At 51.0% G+C, this 20,943-nt stretch carries 28 protein-coding genes and 1 other RNA gene; 15 read left to right on the top strand and 14 right to left on the bottom strand.

Going from position 1 to position 20,943, the window contains the following annotated elements:
* Positions 1–62: 62 nt before the first annotated feature.
* Positions 63–1,376 carry an MFS transporter gene (locus tag DPQ25_RS10000; RefSeq protein WP_112333037.1) on the top strand — a complete coding sequence of 438 codons (1,314 nt, stop codon included), beginning with the start codon at positions 63–65 and terminating at the stop codon, positions 1,374–1,376.
* Positions 1,377–1,566: 190 nt separating this feature from the next.
* On the top strand, positions 1,567–2,262 hold the full coding sequence (locus tag DPQ25_RS10005; protein WP_112333038.1) for a CatB-related O-acetyltransferase: 696 nt from the start codon (positions 1,567–1,569) through the stop codon (positions 2,260–2,262).
* A 10-nt stretch (positions 2,263–2,272) separates the two neighbouring features.
* Here DPQ25_RS10005 and DPQ25_RS10010 read toward each other — a convergent pair whose 3' ends face one another.
* The 4 genes from DPQ25_RS10010 to epsC all read right to left on the bottom strand — a co-directional run bounded on the left by DPQ25_RS10010 (position 2,273) and on the right by epsC (position 5,701).
* Entirely contained in the window at positions 2,273–2,923 is a 651-nt protein-coding gene (locus DPQ25_RS10010; RefSeq protein WP_112333039.1) for an HAD family hydrolase, read from the bottom strand.
* A 68-nt stretch (positions 2,924–2,991) separates the two neighbouring features.
* Entirely contained in the window at positions 2,992–3,474 is a 483-nt protein-coding gene (gene ybaK, locus DPQ25_RS10015) for a Cys-tRNA(Pro) deacylase (protein ID WP_112333040.1), read from the bottom strand.
* A gap of 50 nt (positions 3,475–3,524) precedes the next feature.
* Positions 3,525–4,955, bottom strand: a complete 1,431-nt coding sequence (cysS, locus tag DPQ25_RS10020) for a cysteine--tRNA ligase (protein WP_112333041.1) — start codon at positions 4,953–4,955, stop codon at positions 3,525–3,527.
* Between the two features lie 65 nt (positions 4,956–5,020).
* Positions 5,021–5,701 (bottom strand): serine O-acetyltransferase EpsC, encoded by a 681-nt coding sequence (gene epsC / locus DPQ25_RS10025; protein ID WP_112333042.1) that lies wholly within the window; start codon positions 5,699–5,701, stop codon positions 5,021–5,023.
* 1,527 nt (positions 5,702–7,228) lie between these two features.
* On the opposite strand from epsC, the gene DPQ25_RS10030 reads away from it, so the two are divergent.
* The 5 genes from DPQ25_RS10030 to DPQ25_RS10055 all read left to right on the top strand — a co-directional run bounded on the left by DPQ25_RS10030 (position 7,229) and on the right by DPQ25_RS10055 (position 10,680).
* Positions 7,229–7,543 (top strand): DUF1292 domain-containing protein, encoded by a 315-nt coding sequence (locus DPQ25_RS10030; RefSeq protein ID WP_112333043.1) that lies wholly within the window; start codon positions 7,229–7,231, stop codon positions 7,541–7,543.
* 83 nt (positions 7,544–7,626) lie between these two features.
* A non-coding RNA gene (gene ssrS / locus DPQ25_RS10035) (6S RNA) lies at positions 7,627–7,816 on the top strand.
* A 316-nt stretch (positions 7,817–8,132) separates the two neighbouring features.
* Positions 8,133–8,579: an Hsp20/alpha crystallin family protein gene (locus tag DPQ25_RS10040; RefSeq protein ID WP_112333064.1), complete on the top strand. Its 447-nt coding sequence runs from the start codon at positions 8,133–8,135 to the stop codon at positions 8,577–8,579.
* A gap of 306 nt (positions 8,580–8,885) precedes the next feature.
* A complete protein-coding gene (locus DPQ25_RS10050; protein WP_112333045.1) occupies positions 8,886–9,761 on the top strand; it encodes a DegV family protein in 876 nt (291 codons plus the stop codon).
* A gap of 43 nt (positions 9,762–9,804) precedes the next feature.
* Positions 9,805–10,680, top strand: coding sequence for a DegV family protein (locus DPQ25_RS10055; protein ID WP_112333046.1), 876 nt, complete (start codon positions 9,805–9,807; stop codon positions 10,678–10,680).
* A gap of 83 nt (positions 10,681–10,763) precedes the next feature.
* On the opposite strand, the gene DPQ25_RS10060 is transcribed toward DPQ25_RS10055, so the two are convergent.
* From DPQ25_RS10060 to DPQ25_RS10085, 7 genes are all read right to left on the bottom strand, one after another.
* Entirely contained in the window at positions 10,764–11,048 is a 285-nt protein-coding gene (locus tag DPQ25_RS10060; RefSeq protein ID WP_112333047.1) for a hypothetical protein, read from the bottom strand.
* 101 nt (positions 11,049–11,149) lie between these two features.
* Positions 11,150–11,317: a hypothetical protein gene (locus DPQ25_RS14690; protein ID WP_177576991.1), complete on the bottom strand. Its 168-nt coding sequence runs from the start codon at positions 11,315–11,317 to the stop codon at positions 11,150–11,152.
* Between the two features lie 57 nt (positions 11,318–11,374).
* Positions 11,375–12,235, bottom strand: a complete 861-nt coding sequence (locus DPQ25_RS10065) for a DegV family protein (protein WP_112333065.1) — start codon at positions 12,233–12,235, stop codon at positions 11,375–11,377.
* 598 nt (positions 12,236–12,833) lie between these two features.
* Positions 12,834–13,889 carry a site-specific integrase gene (locus tag DPQ25_RS10070; RefSeq protein ID WP_112333048.1) on the bottom strand — a complete coding sequence of 352 codons (1,056 nt, stop codon included), beginning with the start codon at positions 13,887–13,889 and terminating at the stop codon, positions 12,834–12,836.
* A gap of 135 nt (positions 13,890–14,024) precedes the next feature.
* Entirely contained in the window at positions 14,025–15,023 is a 999-nt protein-coding gene (locus DPQ25_RS10075; protein ID WP_112333049.1) for a virulence RhuM family protein, read from the bottom strand.
* 48 nt (positions 15,024–15,071) lie between these two features.
* Positions 15,072–15,479, bottom strand: a complete 408-nt coding sequence (locus DPQ25_RS10080; RefSeq protein ID WP_112333050.1) for an ImmA/IrrE family metallo-endopeptidase — start codon at positions 15,477–15,479, stop codon at positions 15,072–15,074.
* Position 15,480: 1 nt separating this feature from the next.
* Entirely contained in the window at positions 15,481–15,831 is a 351-nt protein-coding gene (locus DPQ25_RS10085) for a helix-turn-helix domain-containing protein (protein ID WP_112333051.1), read from the bottom strand.
* Between the two features lie 210 nt (positions 15,832–16,041).
* On the opposite strand from DPQ25_RS10085, the gene DPQ25_RS10090 reads away from it, so the two are divergent.
* Both DPQ25_RS10090 and DPQ25_RS14920 read left to right on the top strand, forming a co-directional pair.
* Complete coding sequence (locus DPQ25_RS10090; protein WP_177576993.1) at positions 16,042–16,230, top strand: helix-turn-helix transcriptional regulator; 189 nt, start codon at positions 16,042–16,044, stop codon at positions 16,228–16,230.
* Positions 16,231–16,236: 6 nt separating this feature from the next.
* Complete coding sequence (locus tag DPQ25_RS14920) at positions 16,237–17,076, top strand: HNH endonuclease (RefSeq protein ID WP_207657308.1); 840 nt, start codon at positions 16,237–16,239, stop codon at positions 17,074–17,076.
* A 127-nt stretch (positions 17,077–17,203) separates the two neighbouring features.
* Here the strand turns inward: DPQ25_RS14920 and DPQ25_RS10100 are convergent, their stop codons facing one another.
* Genes DPQ25_RS10100 through DPQ25_RS10105 form a run of 3 tightly spaced genes read right to left on the bottom strand, consistent with a single transcriptional unit; the run spans position 17,204 to position 18,714 of the window.
* Positions 17,204–17,953 carry a DUF1828 domain-containing protein gene (locus tag DPQ25_RS10100; RefSeq protein ID WP_112333053.1) on the bottom strand — a complete coding sequence of 250 codons (750 nt, stop codon included), beginning with the start codon at positions 17,951–17,953 and terminating at the stop codon, positions 17,204–17,206.
* An 11-nt stretch (positions 17,954–17,964) separates the two neighbouring features.
* Entirely contained in the window at positions 17,965–18,444 is a 480-nt protein-coding gene (locus DPQ25_RS14540) for a hypothetical protein (RefSeq protein WP_146740548.1), read from the bottom strand.
* Positions 18,445–18,495: 51 nt separating this feature from the next.
* Positions 18,496–18,714 (bottom strand): helix-turn-helix domain-containing protein, encoded by a 219-nt coding sequence (locus DPQ25_RS10105; protein WP_112333054.1) that lies wholly within the window; start codon positions 18,712–18,714, stop codon positions 18,496–18,498.
* Between the two features lie 113 nt (positions 18,715–18,827).
* On the opposite strand from DPQ25_RS10105, the gene DPQ25_RS10110 reads away from it, so the two are divergent.
* The 6 genes from DPQ25_RS10110 to DPQ25_RS14715 all read left to right on the top strand — a co-directional run bounded on the left by DPQ25_RS10110 (position 18,828) and on the right by DPQ25_RS14715 (position 20,779).
* Positions 18,828–19,064 (top strand): helix-turn-helix transcriptional regulator, encoded by a 237-nt coding sequence (locus tag DPQ25_RS10110; RefSeq protein ID WP_146740549.1) that lies wholly within the window; start codon positions 18,828–18,830, stop codon positions 19,062–19,064.
* Positions 19,065–19,186: 122 nt separating this feature from the next.
* Positions 19,187–19,342, top strand: a complete 156-nt coding sequence (locus DPQ25_RS14700) for a hypothetical protein (RefSeq protein WP_177576995.1) — start codon at positions 19,187–19,189, stop codon at positions 19,340–19,342.
* Positions 19,343–19,620: 278 nt separating this feature from the next.
* Positions 19,621–19,764, top strand: a complete 144-nt coding sequence (locus DPQ25_RS14705) for a hypothetical protein (protein WP_177576997.1) — start codon at positions 19,621–19,623, stop codon at positions 19,762–19,764.
* A 130-nt stretch (positions 19,765–19,894) separates the two neighbouring features.
* Positions 19,895–20,203, top strand: coding sequence for a hypothetical protein (locus tag DPQ25_RS10115; protein WP_112333056.1), 309 nt, complete (start codon positions 19,895–19,897; stop codon positions 20,201–20,203).
* A gap of 156 nt (positions 20,204–20,359) precedes the next feature.
* Positions 20,360–20,530 carry a hypothetical protein gene (locus DPQ25_RS14710; RefSeq protein WP_177576999.1) on the top strand — a complete coding sequence of 57 codons (171 nt, stop codon included), beginning with the start codon at positions 20,360–20,362 and terminating at the stop codon, positions 20,528–20,530.
* A 90-nt stretch (positions 20,531–20,620) separates the two neighbouring features.
* Positions 20,621–20,779, top strand: a complete 159-nt coding sequence (locus DPQ25_RS14715; RefSeq protein WP_177577001.1) for a hypothetical protein — start codon at positions 20,621–20,623, stop codon at positions 20,777–20,779.
* Positions 20,780–20,943 lie beyond the last annotated feature (164 nt).

Raw genomic sequence — 20,943 nt, forward strand, 5'->3', positions numbered from 1 at the left:
CGTCCGAATGGGCTTTGCAGATTAATGGAAGATGATTTCTGAAATTAAGGAGCAAAGTCAAGATGAGCATTCTTTTTAAAACCCTTAGCGAGCTGCGCGGATTTTTAATCTTATGGCTCACACAGTCATTCTCCGCACTGGGCAGCTCTATGACTAATTTCGCGCTGATTGTGTGGTCCTACCAGCAGGAGGGCTCCGCGCTGACTACGGCGCTGCTGTCCGTCTGCTCCTATGCGCCGTATGTGGTTATGAGTATTTTCGCCGGCGCACTGAGCGACAAATGGAGCAAAAAGGCAACCATGCTGGTAAGCGACAGCTTCGCGGCGCTTTGCACAGCCGCCGTACTGCTGCTGTTGCTGGCCGGGCGGCTGGAAATTTGGCACCTATATTGCTTAAACGCCCTAAACGGGCTGATGAACACCGTACAGCAGCCGGCGGCAGACGTGGCAACCAGCCTGCTGACGCCTAAAAAGTATTATCAGCGCGCCAGCGGCCTGCGGTCCTTTTCCAACGCTCTGGTCACGGTGCTCACGCCCGTGCTCGCCACCGCTCTGCTGGCCTTTACCGATATTCAAGCCGTGATTGCCTTTGACCTGTTTACCTTTACAGTGGCCTTTGCCACCCTGCTGTTTTTTGTAAAAATCCCCGCGCTGCCGAAGGACGGGCGGCAGCGGGAAACGGTTTTACAGTCGGCAAAAAGCGGGCTCTCCTACCTGCGGCACAACCGGGGGATTCTGGATTTAATCCTGTTTTTAGCCGCCATCAATCTGACGGCCTCCGTCTATAACGCCGCATTTCCCGCCATGCTGATTTCTAAAGAGGACGGCGGTTCCACTGCGCTCGGCATTGTCAACACAGCCACCGGCCTGGCTACGCTGGCAGGCAGCATCCTTGCCGCTGTGCTGCCTGCGCCCAAAAGCCGTGTGCGTGTCATTTGCAACACACTCCTGCTCTCCATGAGTACGGAAAATCTGCTGCTGGCACTTGGCAGGAGCGTGCCCGTCTGGTGTGTGGGCGCGGTATTGGGCTGGATCTGCATCCCGATCATGAGCGCAAACATGGATGTGCTGCTGCGCAGCTCTATTCCCATTGCCATGCAGGGGCGCGTTTACGCCGCCAGAAACACCCTTCAGTTTTTTACCATCCCGCTCGGCTACCTGCTTGGCGGCTACCTGGTCGATGAAGTATTTGAGCCCTTGATGGCCGCCCAGCCCGCAGACGGGCTATTGAGCGCGCTGTTCGGTACCGGTAAGGGCGCTGGCGCGGCAATGCTGTTTTTGGCGCTCGCCCTGGCCGGGGTGCTGACCTGTCTGGCCTTTCGCCGGGACCGGCGCATCTGGACGCTGGAAAGCCCCCAGCCCCCGCAGCAGCCCTGAACCGGCCCCCTAAACCCGCAGCCATAACCGCCTGTATATACGGCGCGCTGGCGCGGCCCCGCCAAGGCCGGAAAGCTTCCAAAACCAAAAAAAGACCGCCCTCGCAGAGACCGCAAAATGGCCTGCTGGGCGGTTTTTTACAGGCCTGCCGGCCCGCAAACTGATTTTTTATTGCTAAGGAGGAACCCCCATGCCAGTAATTCCAGACCCCAATGCCATTTTCCCGAACGAATACCACACGTCCTGCTTCATTAAAAACGTCGTTAAAGCGCCGAACATTCAGATTGGCGACTACACCTATTATGACGATCCGGCGGACCCCACCGGCTTTGAAAGGAACAACGTGCTTTTTAATTACCCCGAGTTTGGCGACCGCCTAATCATTGGAAAATTCTGCTCCATCGCCAGCGGCACACAATTCGTCATGGGGCCCGCGAACCACCGCATCAGCAGTGTAACCGCCTACCCGTTCAATGTCTTCGGCGGCGCCTGGCAGGAAAACACGCCGCCGCACATAGCTCAGCTGCCCTTTAAGGGCGACACCGTCATTGGCAACGATGTATGGCTGGGGCGCGAATGCGTGGTCATGCCCGGGGTAAAAATCGGCGACGGAGCCATCGTGGCGGCCTACTCCGTCGTGGTAAAGGACGTGGCGCCCTACAGTGTCGCCGGCGGAAACCCGGCGCGCTTTCTCAAAAAGCGCTTTGACGACGAGCTGATCGAGCTGCTGCTACAGGTCCGCTGGTGGGATTTTAAACCCGAGGAGCTGGTTGATTTTCTGCCGCTGCTGTGCAGCCCGGACCTGGAGCTTGTACGCCGCGCGCTGAAGACCCGGCTGGCAGAGCGCGCCCCATCCGGGCATCTGCGTCCAAACACCGGCGGTTAAACACCGGCGGTCAGGCGGGCTCCAGCAGCCCGGCCAGCTCCGTGACCGACTGAATCTTTGCCGCGCGGAGGGCCTGCGGCACGTCCCCAAAGCCATAGCTTGCCCAAATAAAGGGGATACCGGCCTCACGGGCGGCATTCGCGTCGCCCATGGTGTCCCCGACATAGACCGGGTGCTGCAAATGGTTGCGGGCCACCAGCAGGCGGTTGTTCTCTGCCTTCGGTTTGCCGGTGCGGCCGGGGTGCTCATAGTCCTTAAAATAGCGCTGCAGGCCGTGCGCCTGGAAAAAGGCCTCGATATAGCCGGCTTGGCAGTTGCTGACAATAAAAAGGGGGAACCGTGCCGAAAGTGTCTTCAGCGTCGCCTCCAGGCCGTCGAAGAGGCGTCCGCCCGCCTCGGCAATATAGCCGCACCCCAGCGCCAGGTAATCCTTCAGCACGGACTGCACCTGCTCCTCTGTCAGGTACGGGTAGGTATGGTGAAGAATTTCATCGAGCAGGCGGCCCATATTTGCCCGCATGATCTCCGGCGTCATGGCCTCCTTGACCTCCGGGTGCCCGTCAATCGCCTGCTGGAATCCGGCGGCAACCGGTACGGAGGCATCCCAGAGCGTTCCGTCCAGGTCAAAGAGAACACCGTCTGTTTTTATCTTTTGATTCATGTGCTGCTTCCTCTCTTTCCATCTTTCCGGGTAAAGCCAGCCGTGCGGCACGGGGCGCCGTAAAACGCCTATGCCTCCGTAACCGGGGCGGTCTTCGCGCCGGTCAGCGCCAGCAGATCCGCGGGGGCAAGCTCCACCTGCACGCCGATTTTGCCGCCGCTGAAAATAATAGTGGAAAAGGCCGCGCTGCTCTCGTCTACCACGGTGGCAAACTGCTTTTTCATGCCAATGGGGGAACAGCCGCCCCGCACATAGCCTGTCAGAGGCGTCAGCTCCTTCACCGGCAGCATGGCTACGCTCTTTTCCCCCACGGCCCGCGCCGCCGCTTTGAGGTCAAGCTCCTTCGCCACCGGGATGACAAAGACGTAATAACGCTTGCTGGCGCCTTTTGTGACCAGCGTTTTGAAAACCTGGTCCGGGTTTTGCCCCAGCCGCTGCGCCACGCTGATGCCATCCACGGCCTCATCGCCGTGTTCGTAAAAATAGCATTGATACGGGCGCTTTTCCCGGTCCAAAATCCGCATCACATTCGTTTTTATTTCCTTAGCCATTAATAACCGTGCTTCCTTTCCGGGGAAATTATTTCGGGGGCGCCGGGCGCTCAGCCCTCTATTTTCCATTTGACGCCCGCGGGGGTGTCCTCCAGCACGACACGGCGCGCCTTCAGCTCGTCTCGAATGCGGTCCGCCGTCGCCCAATCCTTGTTTTTCCGTGCTTCGGCCCGCTGGGCAATCAACGCCTCAATCTCCCCGGCAAGGTCCTCGCCAAGGGCCTTTTCGCCGTCGTTGTACAGCAGGCCCAAAACGCCGGCCAGCTCCATGTACAGGCCCAGGGCAAACTCGCACAGCTCATAGCTGGGCTTACCCGCGGGCGTAAGGGTGCTGTTCAGGTCCCGCGCCAGCTCAAACAACGCCGAAAGCGCGTCGGCAGTATTGAGGTCGTCGTCAAGCGCCTTCGTAAAGGCGGCGCGGTAACCCTCCAGCCGGGTGCGGACGGCCTGCTCATCCTCCTTCAGCTGCCCGGCCGCGCTGCGTTCGGCGCTTTGCAGCAGGAAACGAAGATTATCCCGGCAGTTGTACAGGCGTTCCAGCGCGGCCCGGCACTGCTCGATAATACCAACGCTGTAATTAATGGGGCTGCGGTAATGCGAGGCCACCATCAGGTAGCGGATAGGCTCATAGCCGTATTCCTTCGCCACCTCGCGCACGGTAAAGAAATTGCCGAGGCTCTTGCTCATCTTGCGGTTATCGACATTGATGTAACCGTTATGCATCCAGTAATGGGCAAACGGCACGCCGTTGCAGCACTCGCTCTGGGCAATCTCATTTTCATGGTGGGGGAAAATCAAGTCCTGGCCGCCGCAGTGGATGTCAATGGTCTCGCCCAAATAGCGCCGGGCCATAGCGGAGCACTCGATATGCCAGCCGGGACGGCCCTCGCCCCAGGGGGAGCGCCAGCTCGGCTCGCCGGGCTTAGAAGCCTTCCACAGGGCGAAGTCCATGGGGTCCTCCTTGATTTCGCCGGTCGCAATACGCGCCCCGGCTTGCAGGTCCTCAAGCGGCTGGTGGGAAAGCTTGCCGTAACCCGGGTCTTTCATGGCGCGGAAATAGACGTCGCCGTTCTCCGCCGCATAGGCAAAGCCCTTCTGCTCCAGATCGGAAATAATATGGATAATTTCATCCATATTTTCCGTCGCCAGCGGGTGAATCGTCGCCGGGCGCACGTTCAGGCCCGCGGCGTCGGTCTTGTACTCCTCGATATAACGCCGGGAAACCGTGAGGTAATCGCTGCCCTCCTCGTTGGCCTTTCGGATGATCTTGTCGTCGATGTCTGTAAAATTCTGCACATAGGTAACGCGCAGGCCCCGGTACTCCAGGTAACGGCGAAGGACGTCGAACACACAAATGGGCCGGGCGTTGCCGATATGGATATAGTTGTAAACCGTGGGGCCGCAGGCGTAAATATGGGCTTCTCCGGGCACAATGGGCTTAAATTCTTCTTTTTGGCGAGTCAGGGTGTTGTAAATTTTCATCTCGTCTGCTCCTTTACTTGATGATTTCGGCTATTTCAAAAGAGGGCGCTGTGGTCCGCCCGCCTTTACTCAGAGGTCGGGGGTTCCTTCGCGTCCAGCTCTTCATCACAGGGGAAAACGCTGCTTTCGCCGAGGCGCTTGGCAAGCAGCAGGTACTCGCGGCGCAAGGCGCAGAGCTCCTGCGCGGTCGGGTCGCTGACATGGATCTGGTCCAGGTAGCCGGTCCGCTCGCCGTTGAGGCGTACGATCTTAGCCGGTACGCCCACAGCGGTCGCGTTGGCGGGCACCTCGTTAAGCACAACGGCCCCGGCGGCAACACGGGCGTTGTCTCCGACCCGGAAGGGGCCGAGCACCTTGGCGCCCGAGCCGATGAGCACGTTGTCCCCCAGGGTGGGGTGGCGTTTGCCGTGGTCCTTGCCCGTACCGCCCAGGGTCACCCCCTGGTACAGCGTGCAGTTGTCGCCAATCTCCGCCGTCTCACCGATCACCACGCCCATACCGTGGTCAATGAACAGCCCCCTGCCAATGGTAGCGCCGGGATGAATTTCTATGCCGGTCTTATGCCGGGCCCGCTGGCTGAGCCACCGGGCGATAAACTTATGGCCGCGGACGTAAAACCAATGGGCCTTGCGGTATGCGCGCACAGCCTTGAAGCCGGAATAGAGGAAATAGACCTCCCAACGGTTCCGGGCCGCGGGGTCGCGCTCCATAATTGAATCCAACTCTTCCTTGAGCTTGGCAAACAAAATTTTCACCCACTTATCTATAAACTATAAAATTCCCATTTGACGAAGAAAATTCCCCGCCACTCTATATAGGGCCGAAAAGGCCGTAAAACCGGTATGTTTCGTGCGGCGCGGAAGCCCCGCCTCTATCCTATGAATCAGCCCGGCAAAGGGTTCCGCCTTCGTTCCCGCGGACATATTAAAAGGCCGCCATCCAGTCCCCAAACAGGGACGGAGGCGGCCTTAAACCGCGGTTCCACTCCGCTTTATCACTCATTCAGGCAGATAACGGCGCCCGCCGTGCCAGGATAATAGCCGCGCCGCCCGCTTTACCGGACGCCCGCTGTAGGCGTTCCCCCAGCCCGCTCCCAGATGCATTTCCCCCGCCCGGTACAAAGGGCGCTTTCAGCCGGCGGCACCCATTCTCTGCTTGCACGGCGGACGGAGTACTTCTTCTGTTCCATGCGATTAAGCTTAGTATAACCCAAAAAGCGATAAATGTAAAGATGGGATGCTCAGCCAGCCGCAACGGATTTTTTTGCAGGATAGAAGCTCATTCTACCCCAGTCCAACCGGTTGGCCCGCTGGCCGGGGCATTCATAACCGGCCGTGGTCTTTAGGCGACCGGGGTCCCGCCTTCATTCCCCGCTCTTGTTTTGCAAAATATTCACGCTTTCCCACCCCCGGCGGTCCCGGAATGCCTGCGAATAAAAGCCGCCGCGGTAAACGCTACCGCGGCGGCCCTCAGTTGGATTATTAATCGGTCTTACATGATCTCCGCATTCCAAGGGCAACCACCGTACTTTATGGTTACAAAATACAACGGATCCCCTGCGCGGAGGAAAGGCTTTATATCTATCTTATATGCCCGGCTTCAAGCCCCGGGCCTCTCAAAACAAATACATTGGACTTCACCTTACGGCGTCTGGCATTTCTTCACGCTTATTCTGCTATTTCAAAAGCTCAACTCATTTTGCCCCGCATGGGCTTCACTTTTAAGAAAGCGGCTCTTAACCTTTAATAGCCGTTCAGCCAAGAAACGCCGGCGCGCTCATTCCTCATAAAATTATGACTTTGAGGCGTAACGATCTACCAATCCTTTCTTCTCAAAATCGACCTGTTCTTATGCAGCGCTTAGACGGATGACGCCCAACAAACGTACACCCGTCTTCAGCTGCTGTGGTTCCTGGCCCATTGGACTCACCCCTTTCTCCACTGAAAACAACAATGCGGTTTTTCTTCCGGCCGCTTTCTCGTTACGGCTGTTCCTTTTAAACCCTCACTGTCTTTGTGATTCTATTATAGCGGCGGCTCAAGATTTTGTCAATAGATTTTTTGAATATTTTATTTTATTTATGGATATATTTACTTATTGGATTTTTTAGTTGACTTCACGGCTCCGGAAAGGTACAATAAACACAAAGTCCATTGAACAAAGCCTGTTAAAACAAAAAATAAAACCATGAGCTGCGCTGTCGTTTTTCAACCGGTGGAACGCCACCCGCCAAACCCCCGCGCGGTGAATAGCATGAAAAGGAGATGACGGCCATGAATGATGAGTTTGGAACGGACCTGCTCACCTTAGTCGATGAGGAGGGCGAACAGCACGAGTTTGAGGTCCTGGACGTAATTGACAACGACGAGGGCTGCTTTTACGCGCTGCTCCCCACCTTTGACGACCCGCAGGAGCAGCTCCAGGCCGACGGCACCTACTATATTTTTGAGGTCATCGACGAGAACGGCGAGGAGCAATTGGCCGAGGTTGAGGACGAGGCGCTGCTGGACCGCCTGGCGGCGGAGTTTGAGCGGCGTTTTGAGGAATTGTACGACGAAGAGGATGAACTGCCGGAGGACGGGGAATAATATTAACCGCCCCCAAAGCCCTAAAAACCTGACCGCGTGAAAGCGCAGTGTGCGGGGCCGCGGAGCGGGTTTTAAAAGGATGTAGCCTTCTGCCTGGTGCGCGAATGTGTGCACAAATAACCCTACAATTTTAAATTGGGAGCCCGGGCTCCGGCGGCGGACTGCAGACCTCCCGGCCTTTGGCCGGAAGAAGGGAGCGAGAACCCGCAGGGAGGGCACCCACCTGCTTTTCGTAGGCAGGTTATTGAGCACTTACGGCCAGGCGGATAACTTAACAAGCAAAGCGGCTTCCACGGTTGTTGCGGAAGCCGCTTTTTTGCGCGCAAAAGCGTTTTTATAAAGCCTTTTAAAATCAGAAAACGGCTTTGCCATGCGAAAAAATTATTAAAAAAATATTAATTTTAGCACTCTACTATTGACAGTGCTAAAAACGGTGCTATAATAAAAACAGAACAAAGGAAAAGGAGAAACAGAATAGGATGTGTACCTCCCCTTTGTTCGGCAAGATCGCAACACCTCGGATTTCTCCGACAGTGCTACAATCAACAAAGGTCACACAGATGTCACTTGAAAGGAGACAGGACTTATGATGATGTTACCTAGTGTTTTTGGAGAAAGCTTATTTGACGATGCATTGGATTTCCCGTTTGACAAACGCTTTTTCGGCAGCCACAGCCCGCTGTATGGCAAGCACGAAAAAAATTTGATGAAGACGGATGTGCGTGAAACCGAAAGCGGCTATGAAGTCGATATTGACCTGCCCGGCTTTAAGAAGGATGAAATCAGCGCCCAGCTGAAGGACGGCTACCTGACCGTCTCCGCCTCCAAGAGCCTGGATAAGGATAAGCAGGACAAGGACGGCAATTACATCCGCCGCGAGCGCTACGCGGGCAGCATGAGCAGAAGCTTTTATGTCGGCGACAGCGTGCGCGAGGAGGATGTCCACGCAAAATATGAGGATGGCATTTTGAAGCTGTCCATCCCTAAGAAGAGCGAGCAAAAAAAGCTTGCAAGCCACATCTCCATAGAAGGCTGACGGCTGGGCTGACGGGCTTAACGCTTATTAACTAACAGCCTAAAGGCACAGCAGCCGAATAGCCTGACCGCTTAACGCAAGGGCCGGACGTTTTACCACAAACGCCCGGCCCTGTTTTTATGCGTTTGCACCGGCAGCAGCCCTGGCGCTGATTTTTTGCAGAACCTGTGGACAGCGCCTGAAAAAAAAGCTATAATAATTTTATATTCAAACCTTTGATGTGCAGAGACGTGCAGGCGATTGACGCAGGCGGCTGCCCGGGTACGGCCCGCCAAAAGGATAAAATCTGAAAAGGAGCCCGCTATCATGAATCCATACAAAATTATTACCGATTCCAACACCGACCTTTCCCCGGAGCTGATTGAGCAGCTCGGCGTCTATGTCATTCCCATGACCTTTACCATGGGCAATAAGCTGTACCGCAATTATCCGGATGAACGCGATATTTCCAATAAAGAGTTTTACCGGCTGCTGCGCGAAGGGCAGAGCGCCAAAACAGACCAAATTAACTCCGTCACCTTTCAGGAAACCTTCGAGCCCTTCCTCAAGGAAGGCATGGATTTGATTTACCTGGCTTTTTCCTCCGGGCTTTCCGGCACATATAACGGCGCACGGCTGACTGTGGAGGAGCTGAAAAGCAAGTACCCCGGCCGCAAGATCCTGGTGGTGGACACGCTGGCGGCGTCCATGGGCGAGGGCCTGCTGGTCTACCACGCCGCGCAGCTTCAGAAGCAGGGCGCCGCCATTGAGGAGGTCGCCAAGTGGGTGGAGGAAAACCGCAACCGCATGGCGCACTGGTTTACGGTGGACGACCTCAACCACCTCAAACGCGGCGGGCGCGTCTCCGGCGCTGCCGCCCTGTTCGGCACTATGCTGGGCATAAAGCCCGTGCTGCACGTGGACGACGAGGGCCACCTGATCCCCATGGAGAAGGTTCGCGGGCGCCGCCAGTCGCTCGATGCGCTGGTAAAGCACATGGCAGCCACGGTAGAAAACCCGCAGGACCAGGTTGTGTTTATCAGCCACGGGGACTGCCTGGAGGATGCCGGGTATGTCGCCCAGCAGGTCCGCGAAAAATTCCAGGTTCAGGACATTGTTATCAACTATATCGGGCCGGTCATCGGCTCCCATTCGGGCCCCGGCACGGTTGCGCTGTTCTTCCTGGGCAAAAGCAAGAACTGAGGCAGGCGCCAAAAAAACTCATTGATTTGAAGGGGTAGAATGAATGGCAGATTATAAGATTATCACCGAATCCACCGCGGACCTGCCCGATGAGCTGGTAAAAAAGCTGGAGATCGAGGTCATCCCGATGGAATTTATTTTCGGAGATCATGTATATCACGATTATCCAGATGCGCGCGAGATGTCCAGCGAGGAATTTTACGGCCGGCTTGCCGGCGGAGAAATGTCCAAGACCAACCAGGTGAACACCATCACCTTTATCGAGGCCTTTGAACCCTGGCTGGAGCAAGGCATGGACGTGCTGCTGATTGGTTTTTCTTCCGCGCTTTCCGGCACGCACGCGCGGGCCTTGGAGGCCGCAGCCGAGCTTCGGGCCAAATATCCGCAGCGCAAAATCGTTACGGTTGACACGCTCACCGCCACGTTGGCGCAGGGTCTGCTGGTCTATTACGCGGCACTGAAGCGCCAGGCCGGCGCGCGCATAGACGAGGCAGCCGATTGGGTCAATATTCATAAATTCAAGGTATCCATGTGGTTCACGGTAGACGACCTCAACCACCTCAAACGCGGCGGACGCGTTTCCAGCGCCGCCGCCCTGATGGGGACCGTACTCGGCATCAAACCGATTCTGCAAATTACCGACGAAGGCCACCTGGTACCGCGCGAAAAGGTGCGCGGGCGCAAGCAGTCGCTCGATAACCTGGTCAGCCGTTTGGCCCGCACCGTGCAGGAGCCGGAAAAGCAGACGCTGTTCCTCGTTCACGCCAATGTTCCCGAGGATGCCAAATACGTCATTAAGCAGGTAAAAAGCCACTGCAAATTCAGGGACATCGTCGTCAACAACCTTGGCCCGGTCATCGGCACCCACACCGGAAACGGCGCCCTGGCCATGTTCTACTTCGCGGGCAGCCGCGGCTAATGCAACAAGCGCCATAAAAGGCCCGCTCCTTCATTCGGAGCGGGCCTTGCTGTTTCCTGTTCCGGCTGCTTTTGCCGCAGCGCTTACAGATCCTGCAGGTCGGCTGCGGGAATATGGTTTTCCACATTATCCCGCGCCAGGTCGTTATCAATAACCGGGTAAGCAGCTGAAATCGGTTTTTCACCGCCATGCCGGACGGTGTGGGGAACTGTGTGGCAAACCTCCCGCCCTGGAGGCGCGGCCCCCGCAATAATTGGGCTTGCGGGCGCTTTTTCGCGCTTGCTCCTCCCCTGGGCTTCCGGAACCGTTGAAACGCGGTCGTGCGGCTGCTGTGACGGCCCCGGGCGTTTCATCCCTCGCTTGGCCATTTTTATCACCTCAGGGGTAGTTTATCCCCTGATGGCTCGTTCTATTCCGCCGGCGGACAGCCCTGGCCGTCATGATTTCCCGAAAGCCCGCCGGTTCCGATTTACATCATCAGCGCGGCTAAAACCACCGAACCAATCATCAACAGTGCCACCGCAAACGCCACAATCCGCACAAACAGGGTGCGCCCGTCCGCTTTTTTCTTCTTCACCGCCGGGCCGGAGACGCTTCCCATACCCACGGAGCCGGACGGCTTCTTTTTTTTACGCATGTCAACTCTTCCTTTCTCCGCAAGCAACCCACATCCGTGAAATCCATCGCCAATCCATCAGGCCCTGGTCATGAACAGAACCCCCAGCGTATTGGGCCCGCAGTGGGCTGAAATCGTACAGCTTGCGCGCGTCACATGAATTTCTTTAAACGACGCCAGCTTCTTGACCTCCTTTGCCACCAGGTCGATGCGCTCCTGTGAAATCCCCGAATGGGTGATAAACACATGGTCCAAATCCAGCTCGCCATACGCCCCCAGCACATCCGCCGTGTACTGCGGCAGGACCTTTTCCAACGCGCCGCGGTACTTTTTACCCACGCTCATAGCGCCGTGGTTTTTGTTGTCCACCTGAATGCAGGGCTTTAAATGCAGCAGGTTTGCCCCCAAGGCCACAATGGACGAACAGCGCCCGCCGGCATGCATAAATTCCAGCGTGTCCAGAATAAAGCTCGCATGGGAACGCTGGACAAGCGCCTGCAGCTCCCTTTGAACCTCCGCGCCCGACATGCCTGCACGAATACGCTCGCCAGCCTGAATGACAAGCAGCCCCGTGCCCGTGGACAGGTTGCAGGAGTCTACCGGGTAGACATGCCCCAGCTCCGAGGCAGCCGCCACACAGTTCTGGTGTGCGGACGAGAGTGCCGATCCCAAATTGAGGTGAACCACCTCGTAGCCCTCGTCCACCCAGGGCTTAAAAAACTGATAGTACTCCCCTGCCCCGATTGCCGCCGTTTTCGGCAGCAGCCTCCGCTCCCGCCAGGCGGCATACAGGTCGTCCGGCACAATATCCACGCTGTCGGTGTACTGCTTTTCCCCCAGAATAATGTGGTAGGGATAATAATGAACCTGATAACGCTCCTTCAGGTCCTCTCCCAAATCACAGGTGCTGTCGGCTGTCAATATAACTTTTTTTCCCATCCCTTTTTCATCTCCAAAAATGATCTTTATTTTACTCGCCGCCAGCCGCGGCCTCCCCATTTTGTAACCAATTATTTATTAATATAGCACATCCGCCTTAAAAAATAAAGCGGGGAACCTGGATTTTCCGCTATTTTCCCTCGCGCTTCTCCCCGCAAACCGCATTTACACGGTTGCCCCTCCCCTATTTCAGGCGTAAATACGCCCGGAATAACGACAATTCACCACTGGCTTGTTGACGGAAGGCTTCTCCTCGGGGGGACGCTTTCCCCGCACACCTTCCTCACAGGAAGCCACGTCCCCTGTTTTATCTGTTTTATTGCTTCGTTTGCTCCAAGAAGCAGCCATACAATGATACAACATCTGTATCCCCGTCATCGCCAGAGCGGCATATAGGGGAACAAACAAAAACTCCCCGGCCCGAAGCCGTGCCGCTTATGAAACAAAATAAGGGAAGCCGATTGCCCGCGGACAATTCGCTTCCCTTGCTTAACACTCAAATTTTTGGCGTTTTTGGGTTTGTCCGCGTCAGCATAAACGGCTATTTCATGCGATTTTTAAAAACTTACTATTTTGGGCCGTGGTAGTCAAAAGGTAGTCAACTGGTTTTTGACGGCTGCTCCTCCAAAAAGTACCTTTCAATTCTCCCGGCGGCCTTCAGTCCATCCCCACGTTCCAAATGGGTGTATATTTCCGCCGTCATCTGTATGGAGGAATGGCCCAAAAGATATTGGGCTGTACGGAGGTCAACGCCCGCATGATATAAAGTAGTCGAATATGTATGACGCAGCATATGCGGATGTACGGGAAAATCCACCCTGCGTTCAACCCTTTCCCATAGACGGCGAAACGCAATTTTTGTCATTGCACCGCCGTCAGTCTCAGTAATTACATATAGCCCCCTCCTGGGAGTTTTACCTAATATTTCACGAAGCGGCGCCGGAACCGGTATGGTTCTGTGCGCTGCTTTTGTTTTCAGCTCTTGAGAGGGGTCCGGCTGATTTCCAATAAAAGCGACCGCTCGATTTACGGTTAAGCTGTCCGGCTCAATGTCTCCCCATTGCAGCCCCAACGCCTCTTCTCTGCGCAAGCCACAGTATAAGCACAGCGCGACAAAAGCCAGGGCCTTGGGATCATCGCAGGCCGCCAGAAGCTTTTTGGTCTGGTCCTTTGTCAGATATTTAGCTTTATCGGGCTTGGTATGGGGCGTGATTTTGATTCCCTCTGTCGGATCCTTTATCATCAGGCCGTTTTGCCTGGCTGTATTAAAAATTTGCTGCATTGTAAGTAAAACCTTATGCTGTAAGCTCTCTGATTTCTCAGACACGCCGGCCATAACCTCCCGGACATGCACCGGACGAACCTCGCGCAGCGGCATATCCCCAATCATCCCCATGATATGGGTGTTATACGCGTTTTTGTACATGGCCTTTGTATTGGGCCTCAAATTAGCCTTGTATTTCTCAAGCCATATTTTGGCCCATTCGCCCACTAAGGTTTTATCATCTACGATTAAGCCCTGCCGGTCCTCTTCAAGCACAGCAAGCGCCGCCTGGTTGAGCTCCGCAATCGTTTTACCGTATACAATCTTTTGTTTCCCGGCCGATAGCGTAACCTTCTTTTGATACCGCCCATCTTTTCTTTTTTTAGGCATAAAAAGCACCTCCAAAGTATGACTTGCAAAGCCTGCCCTGAAGGTGGTATAATCACAGTGTTGCTATGTGATACCCTTCAGGGTAAGCATCTATCTTCGCCGCCCTCTGGTACGCCAATACCGGAGGGCGGGTTTTTATGTATTTTTTGCTTTTAGCTGTTTAATTTCACGATCAAAGTCAGAAACGATTTTCTGTGTCTTATTAAATTCTTTATATTCTGCATGTGCTTTTTTAGTAGCCGCTGCATTTGAGATTTCCCCTTTGCCCTTCAAAATATCATATCTACGGAAAGAAAGAAATTCATTAATACTTTCGGAAAATTCTTCCATTGTAAACGTATTTTCTCTTTCAATCAAATCTTCAATATAGTCAAAATATCCGGATACAGTTCGCTCCAACTGAGCGATTTGTTTTTGACTTAGATAATTTTTTGCAACGTTTACATCCGATTTTAATATTCGGCCATCGGGTGCATTTTTCCAAGTCGTTAAACCCATATGTTCCTTAGACCTGTCAGCAGAAGTAAATACGATTTCAGCCGCTGTCCGACCTGTAATTGCATAGTGAAATTTATTTTGTACCATAGCGTAAAATTCATGTGTAATTTGGGCGTTCTTGTCATAGTCGATACTACACTCTGCGAATATATCGGTTATTTGCTGCCAAATCCGACGTTCACTGGCGCGAATGGAACGAACTCGTTCCAATAATTCACGGAAATAATCTTTTCCGAACGCATCTTTCCCCTGCTTGAGACGCATATCATCCAAGGCGAAGCCTTTAATCATGTACTCCTTCAAAATTCCTGTTGCCCAGATACGGAAGTTTGTAGCCCGTCGGGAATTTACTCGATACCCTACTGAGATGATAGCATCCAGATTATAAAACTGAGTGCGATAGTTTTTTCCATCAGAGGCAGTTGCCGAGATTTTCTCGGTAACTGAATCTTTATCTAATTCTCCGTCTGCAAAAATGTTTTTCAAATGTAAGGAAATATTATCTGCACTGCAATCAAACAACTCAGCCATAGCTTTCTGGGTTAGCCATATCGTATCGTCTTTAATCAACGCGTTGACTGAAATATCTTCTTCCGCTGATTGGTATAGTAAAAATTCAAACTGCTTTTCGTTCATATAATCACCTCACATTGCAAATTCAGTCGAAATTTTCGACTTTTTATCTCAAAAATACAATTCCGTATCTAAATTTCCGTATGTATACCAGCACACCACCTTTTTCATAAAATCTTCGGTGACATCAAAGTATTCGGCTAAGGACCATATTTCCGTATAACCATTGGTTATTGCTGCATCCAAATCCTCCTCAGAAATAAGATGCTTATCCGCTCTGATCTCATGCTTCATTCTTATATCTAACGGAGAATATAAGTTATAAAAGCTACCTGTTGCGCAATGTCCTAGCTCATGAGCTAAATGCACCCCTTCTTCTTTTTGATTAAATAGTAAGGAATAATCAATAATGACATAATCTTCATCTGTAATGGAAAATGAAATAGATTTATTTTCTGGAAGTCGACCATATTCAATTTGAATATTATTTTTGTCGGCATAACCAAATAAAGTCTTCATTTTATTCGCGCTTCCTCTTTTCTCGTTCTTTGATGTACTGAATGTAGTTTTTGGCCTCCTCCCACATAGCATCGGTTACATCGGTATTACCTCCAAACAATGCGAGCTTTAAAGCTTCTTCGTTGATAGCCTGCCCATCAGTGGCAGGCTTTTCTTTTTGCTCATTACCAAGAAGATAATCGGTGGATACTCCGAAATATTCAGCCAGTAAGGCAAGTGTCTTTTTTCGAGGGGCTTTCCCTGCGAGCCAATTTGCAACAGTTGTTGGGTGTATGTCTAAATCTTTCGCAAGCTGATAGTTAGTTAACGTCCGAGAGGCCATTAGCTCTGATAGTCGTTGTGCAAAACTCATAAAAACCGCCCTTTATTTATTATTCTAATTTAATCTAATAACGCTTGACAATTAGAATTAATTAGACTATACTAGAGCATGTAAAGAAACAAAAGCGCAATCAAATTGGATGGCCTTGCGCAAAAAGGTTTTGTATTTTTTGCTCTAATAATCTACGATATTAGACTATCATCATAATCTAATATTGTCAATAGTAAGGGGGTGTATTTTTTGTCTTTTTCTGAAAATTTGGTGAAGTTGCAAAAGGAACGTGGTGTCACTAACTACAGATTATCTAAAGAAATCGGTGTCCACTGTACTACTGTGCGGAATTGGAGAGCAGGGAAACGTCCACTACTTGAACATGCCCACGCCGTTGCCGCTTATTTCGGCAAAACAGTAGATGAAATGATGAGGTGATTAATAATGCGTTCCCGTATGGTTCTTGCAGGACGATTCGAGGTTTTTGAAGATGGCACCGTGAATCGAATTAGCAACGGTGTTTCGGAACCTGCAAAACAAAGCTACACAGGAAAAGGAATGCGCTATGCTACCGTCAGTTATAGTGAAAATGGAAAACAGTATCATGCATATGTTCACCGCCTTGTTGCAACAGCATTTATTCCGAACCCCAAACATCTGCCTCAAGTAAACCACAAAGATGGAAACCCGCGTAACAATACAGTTGAAAATTTAGAATGGGTCACACAGGCACAAAACACCTGTCATGCTTACGAACACGGTTTAGCAAATCCGATGGCCACGGCGGTACCATGCTCTATATGTGGTGCGTTTACGAAATCGGCAAAAGGAATTTGCGTAGCTTGTCAAAACCATTTGAAGACGGAAGCAAAAGAGATTGATAAACAAGCAACCCTTTGGGATAGGTATGGATCACTTGACACTTCCTTGATGTCACCAACCGAAGCTACATATGTACAGTTGCGGGCCAAAGGATTAAGCGTATCAGAAATTGCTGACAAATACGGTGTTTCAAGGCAATGTGTTTCGGCTGCAATTCTGTATGCTGAAAAGCGTGCCAGAGATCCCTCAAAAATGTCGAAGGCACAGCAAAGTGCTTTAATCTCGGCAAGAAAAAAGGTTCAAAGGACAAAACACAAGGTCGAGGAATTGGAGGCTGCACTTTTAGCGGCAAAAGAAAACTATGCCGGGGCACAGAAGGCGTTGAAAGTTCTTGAAGACAGTAGCGTTGGTTCTAGTTATCTCACCCCCCAATTAAATAATACCACCCTATCTGTCCATTAAACAGGACTTTATGAGGAATGGAGAAAAAATTTTAGGAGGAGGTGGAGAAATGGAACGAGAGCAAACAACAATCCGCCTGCCGGCTGAACTGAAAGACCAGATTCAGAGGGAGGCGGATTATAAAGAGTTATGAAGCAAGTTCGCGTTGAATGTAATCCAGGCCTTCTGTCTTGAAGTCCTCCAGCGACGTAAATTGCTTATCTACAGCATTCGTAATTTGATTTCTATAAAAAGATGTAAGTGAACCAAAATCTTCGTGTATAACTAAACTTCTGAACGGAATTTTTTGTTTCTGAAATGTTAAGCAGCTTATAACTACCTTAGCAGCTTTACTTGTTTCATTTACGCCAAATAAAAAAAGCGGCTTACTTCCTGAAATTTCATAATCAACTATAAGTGACTTATCGTTAGATGGTTTAGCGTCCCTTATGATATTATATGCCGATAAATTAGTAGTCAAATATTCGTTCAAATAGTCAAAAAACAAAGATTTGACGGTTTCACGTCGTAAGATATCAACATTCGATACTTTAGCCACGAGCTGGCTAAATTGAAAAATTGCCTGTGGCAACTGCGATAAATTGGTGGGTAACATAAGTTCTCCGTCATCCAGAATCCCGTGATTGCTTTTCACAATATTTGAAAGAATGTTTTTCTTATTAGAAGATTCAATGTCAAAAGTGTAGGAAACTCGCATAAGTGTATTGCCAAAATCACGGATTAATATTTCACCATTTTTTTGAATCTCCAAATACATAGATAGCATGTCGCCATCTTCGTGAAAAAATGGAGCATATACTCGCATAACATCAGGCGAAACCTCTTCCAGAGCTATCTGCTGTCCAAATTGTTCATGTAGCTTATCAATTATTGTCATGTTGCCTCACCTCACACATCAAATCGCAACTGATTTACAGGGAAATATCTCTCATAACCAATTATACCACATTCTTCACAAAAAAATGATATGGCAGTACGCTCATCAACATATTTTCCCGTTAGATCAATAATCGTTGAAGGATCACGCCCTCGTGCATTTTTTATATCATCCACAGATAACATATGCGCATGGGGGTACGCATGATGCTTTGCCGAGTAAAAACCTGCTTTTGTTGTACCGTGAAATCCATTACAACGATATAAAAGCATATTGTCATACATTAATCCTAACGAAAAATCTTGTGGCATCCGTTCAGAATGCGTTATAAATATTTGAAATTCCAGCGTGTCTTTCTCACCATAAACTGAAAATCTCGTCGAGATATTCTTGTTTACACGCATTGGTTTCGATGGCGCTGTTCTAAAAGTTTTTGAACATGTGATTAGTTCTTTAATATCTGAATCATTGATTATAGTTCCGCTGAACATAATAACACATCCTTACTAATATATCAAACGTTCGTTTGTTTCAAGCGTTTTTTAGTGTCTTCCCGGCTCGTCCGATCGACCTACCAGGTAATCCAACGACACATCGAAGTAGTCGGCGAGGGCGATAAAGGTAGCCATATTAGGTTCACGTTCTCCGTACTCATATTTTTGATATGCGTTCGGCGTCATGCCTAACAGTGAGGCAAGCTCCTTTTGAGTGGTTCCGCGAGACAGTCTTAGTTGTTTGATACGCTCAAAGTAATTTTCCAAATGTACCAACCCCCTAAAATTTTTAAGAAAGGGTATTGACACATTCAAAATGAAGGTGTATAGTAATTATAGCACATTCAAAATGAAGGTGTTAGTATAACGGATGAAACTAGGTGAGAAATGTGATGTTACAGGCGGCCCGTGAAGCGTCCGGCAAAACGCAGGCGCAAGTCGCCAAGGAAATCGGGATTACGGAAAACGCTTATCAGAAATATGAGTATGGCAAACGCGAACCTCGCGCTCGGATGGCCGTCCGAGTAGCGCGTGCAGTCAACAGCACGGTTGAAGAATTGTTCGGCGCGGCAACGCCGGACAACACAGAAGAACCGGACGGCAATCCGGTTAATTGAGTACAAAAAAAGAATACCACGCTTGTCCTATTAGGGTCAAGAAAAATCCTATGGGATTGGGCAAAAAGAATCCCTCGACCGCTAGGTGAGGGGTGGAAAGATTTTAGGAAGGAGGTGAAGAAATGGATAACAATGTAACCCTTACCTTGAATGTAGACGGTATGTCTCAGGCGTTAGAAAAAGCTGAGGAACTAAATATAGAAAAGGCCAAATCGCTGGCGAACGATTTAGCCTCTATGCTTCAAAGCCTATCATTTGAAATTGATGTCAAGAGTTAAGTTGATTATGTTCCCGCATTTTGGGCATGGATTTTGACCTGTCGGGACTTTTACTTCGGAATGACAGTGGGGACATTCGACGTCAAATGTGCGCTTGTTCAACGCTTGTGCTGCTTGCTGTTTTACTGTTTGTTTGAACGCATTTTTATCAAATTCAATCTTCACACTCATATTTTTCACCTCCCTTCCCTGCTCCGATTATACAGCCCAGGGAAAAGAGGGACAAGGTTATTCACAATTATCAACCGAGTTTTCAACAAAAGGAAGGAGATCAGAACATGGAGGAAAGCATTTATGAGCTTCGCGAGGCCGTCGGGCTGGAGGAAATAAACCGGCTGCTGGCGACAGGCCGTTGGAAGGTTCGCAGCTTAGATTGGGACGATGAAATCCCGGTGGCTAAATTGGTTCGTAACAAAAGGTGAGGGAGGGAAAGCAATGAAACAACACATCGAAGCTGTCTTTGAATGGGGCTTCCGCATATTGCTGCTGGCGCTTGTTGCCGCCATGATTGCGTTTTATTTCAAAATGATTGTTTGAGAGGAGGAATTTAAGGTGGATTTCAACCTGGAAGAGTACATTCGCGCCATTGTTCGAGAGTATATAGCCGAAGGGCCGGAAATGAAGACACGGTTTACCGCTGAGGATATAGCGCAGCGTTTTGGATGGAGCCCGGCCAACGCCAGACGAGTGATAAACAACGGAAGCTTTGGAGAGGTTATCGCAGCGAGCCCAAAGCATAAGGTCGTAACCCTTCAGGGCGTTCTTGAATTTGAACGAAGCAGAACGGTCAAAGCGTCAACGTATTCTAAAGGAGAAACAGCCAGGCGGACAGTCATTCATAAGAATCCTGGAAGAATCTGAGGGAGGACAAGCAATGAACTTTCTAATCACCTTGTACATATTCTCTGCGGTGTTTGCACTGATGGCCCTTGTGGCCTGGATATGTGAGCGCCGGGAGCGCAGGAGGGCCCGCTGTAAAATTCGGGCAATGAGGAAGGGCGAAAGGAGAAAAGCGGCGTGAACATACCGGAGTGCTGCACGCACTGCAAGACCATGCAGAAGCATAACTGTATTTTTCAGGAATCCTGCGTCACAGTCCGGCGGTTCCTGCGCAAGCAATACGACAGTATGATGATCGAATACAGCAACGATACCCATAGGAGGCTGAAAAACAGGCATGGCAGATAATAAAAAGAGCCGCGCAGGAACGGCAATTCCTGACGCGGCAAACAGAAAACAACTTATTTATAGTATATCAACGTGGACGGAGGTTGTCAAATGGAAAATGTGAATGGGTTAATGCTTGACATGGTAGCAGATTTATATAAACGGGCCCAAGAGGGCGAGCAATACTACGGCGAGACGTTGGACCTTAAATATGAGATTCAGGCCTTAAAGGCCCGAATCCAGGAGCTGGAGGCGAGGCTCAATGACTAAGGGGTATGAATGGGCACAGGCACAATATGACCGGCAGGAGCCTTTCCTTCCTGTCTGTGAAGGCTGCGGCCGCACTGTAGACGCCGTCGCTGATATAGACGGGACGAGGCTTTGCGAAGCCTGTGTTTCCGAATGGCTCCTGAACCATTTGGATATTATGACAG

The organism is Hydrogeniiclostridium mannosilyticum (assembly GCF_003268275.1).
Lineage (GTDB): Bacteria > Bacillota > Clostridia > Oscillospirales > Acutalibacteraceae > Hydrogeniiclostridium > Hydrogeniiclostridium mannosilyticum.

What these genes read in the sequence shown, in the direction of transcription:
- DPQ25_RS10005 (WP_112333038.1), top strand. Translation starts at nt 1,567, where the DNA reads ATGCCAGTAATTCCAGACCCCAATGCCATTTTCCCGAACGAATACCAC.
- DPQ25_RS10060 (WP_112333047.1), bottom strand. Translation starts at nt 11,048, where the DNA reads ATGGCCAAGCGAGGGATGAAACGCCCGGGGCCGTCACAGCAGCCGCAC.
- DPQ25_RS10050 (WP_112333045.1), top strand. Translation starts at nt 8,886, where the DNA reads ATGAATCCATACAAAATTATTACCGATTCCAACACCGACCTTTCCCCG.
- DPQ25_RS14690 (WP_177576991.1), bottom strand. Translation starts at nt 11,317, where the DNA reads ATGCGTAAAAAAAAGAAGCCGTCCGGCTCCGTGGGTATGGGAAGCGTC.
- cysS (WP_112333041.1), bottom strand. Translation starts at nt 4,955, where the DNA reads ATGAAAATTTACAACACCCTGACTCGCCAAAAAGAAGAATTTAAGCCC.
- DPQ25_RS10040 (WP_112333064.1), top strand. Translation starts at nt 8,133, where the DNA reads ATGATGTTACCTAGTGTTTTTGGAGAAAGCTTATTTGACGATGCATTG.
- DPQ25_RS10010 (WP_112333039.1), bottom strand. Translation starts at nt 2,923, where the DNA reads ATGAATCAAAAGATAAAAACAGACGGTGTTCTCTTTGACCTGGACGGA.
- DPQ25_RS14705 (WP_177576997.1), top strand. Translation starts at nt 19,621, where the DNA reads ATGGAGGAAAGCATTTATGAGCTTCGCGAGGCCGTCGGGCTGGAGGAA.
- DPQ25_RS10080 (WP_112333050.1), bottom strand. Translation starts at nt 15,479, where the DNA reads ATGAAGACTTTATTTGGTTATGCCGACAAAAATAATATTCAAATTGAA.
- DPQ25_RS14700 (WP_177576995.1), top strand. Translation starts at nt 19,187, where the DNA reads ATGGATAACAATGTAACCCTTACCTTGAATGTAGACGGTATGTCTCAG.
- DPQ25_RS10055 (WP_112333046.1), top strand. Translation starts at nt 9,805, where the DNA reads ATGGCAGATTATAAGATTATCACCGAATCCACCGCGGACCTGCCCGAT.
- DPQ25_RS10075 (WP_112333049.1), bottom strand. Translation starts at nt 15,023, where the DNA reads ATGAACGAAAAGCAGTTTGAATTTTTACTATACCAATCAGCGGAAGAA.
- DPQ25_RS10070 (WP_112333048.1), bottom strand. Translation starts at nt 13,889, where the DNA reads ATGCCTAAAAAAAGAAAAGATGGGCGGTATCAAAAGAAGGTTACGCTA.
- DPQ25_RS14920 (WP_207657308.1), top strand. Translation starts at nt 16,237, where the DNA reads ATGCGTTCCCGTATGGTTCTTGCAGGACGATTCGAGGTTTTTGAAGAT.
- DPQ25_RS14540 (WP_146740548.1), bottom strand. Translation starts at nt 18,444, where the DNA reads ATGTTCAGCGGAACTATAATCAATGATTCAGATATTAAAGAACTAATC.
- DPQ25_RS10000 (WP_112333037.1), top strand. Translation starts at nt 63, where the DNA reads ATGAGCATTCTTTTTAAAACCCTTAGCGAGCTGCGCGGATTTTTAATC.
- DPQ25_RS14715 (WP_177577001.1), top strand. Translation starts at nt 20,621, where the DNA reads ATGGAAAATGTGAATGGGTTAATGCTTGACATGGTAGCAGATTTATAT.
- DPQ25_RS10085 (WP_112333051.1), bottom strand. Translation starts at nt 15,831, where the DNA reads ATGAGTTTTGCACAACGACTATCAGAGCTAATGGCCTCTCGGACGTTA.
- DPQ25_RS10100 (WP_112333053.1), bottom strand. Translation starts at nt 17,953, where the DNA reads ATGACAATAATTGATAAGCTACATGAACAATTTGGACAGCAGATAGCT.
- ybaK (WP_112333040.1), bottom strand. Translation starts at nt 3,474, where the DNA reads ATGGCTAAGGAAATAAAAACGAATGTGATGCGGATTTTGGACCGGGAA.
- DPQ25_RS10030 (WP_112333043.1), top strand. Translation starts at nt 7,229, where the DNA reads ATGAATGATGAGTTTGGAACGGACCTGCTCACCTTAGTCGATGAGGAG.
- DPQ25_RS10065 (WP_112333065.1), bottom strand. Translation starts at nt 12,235, where the DNA reads ATGGGAAAAAAAGTTATATTGACAGCCGACAGCACCTGTGATTTGGGA.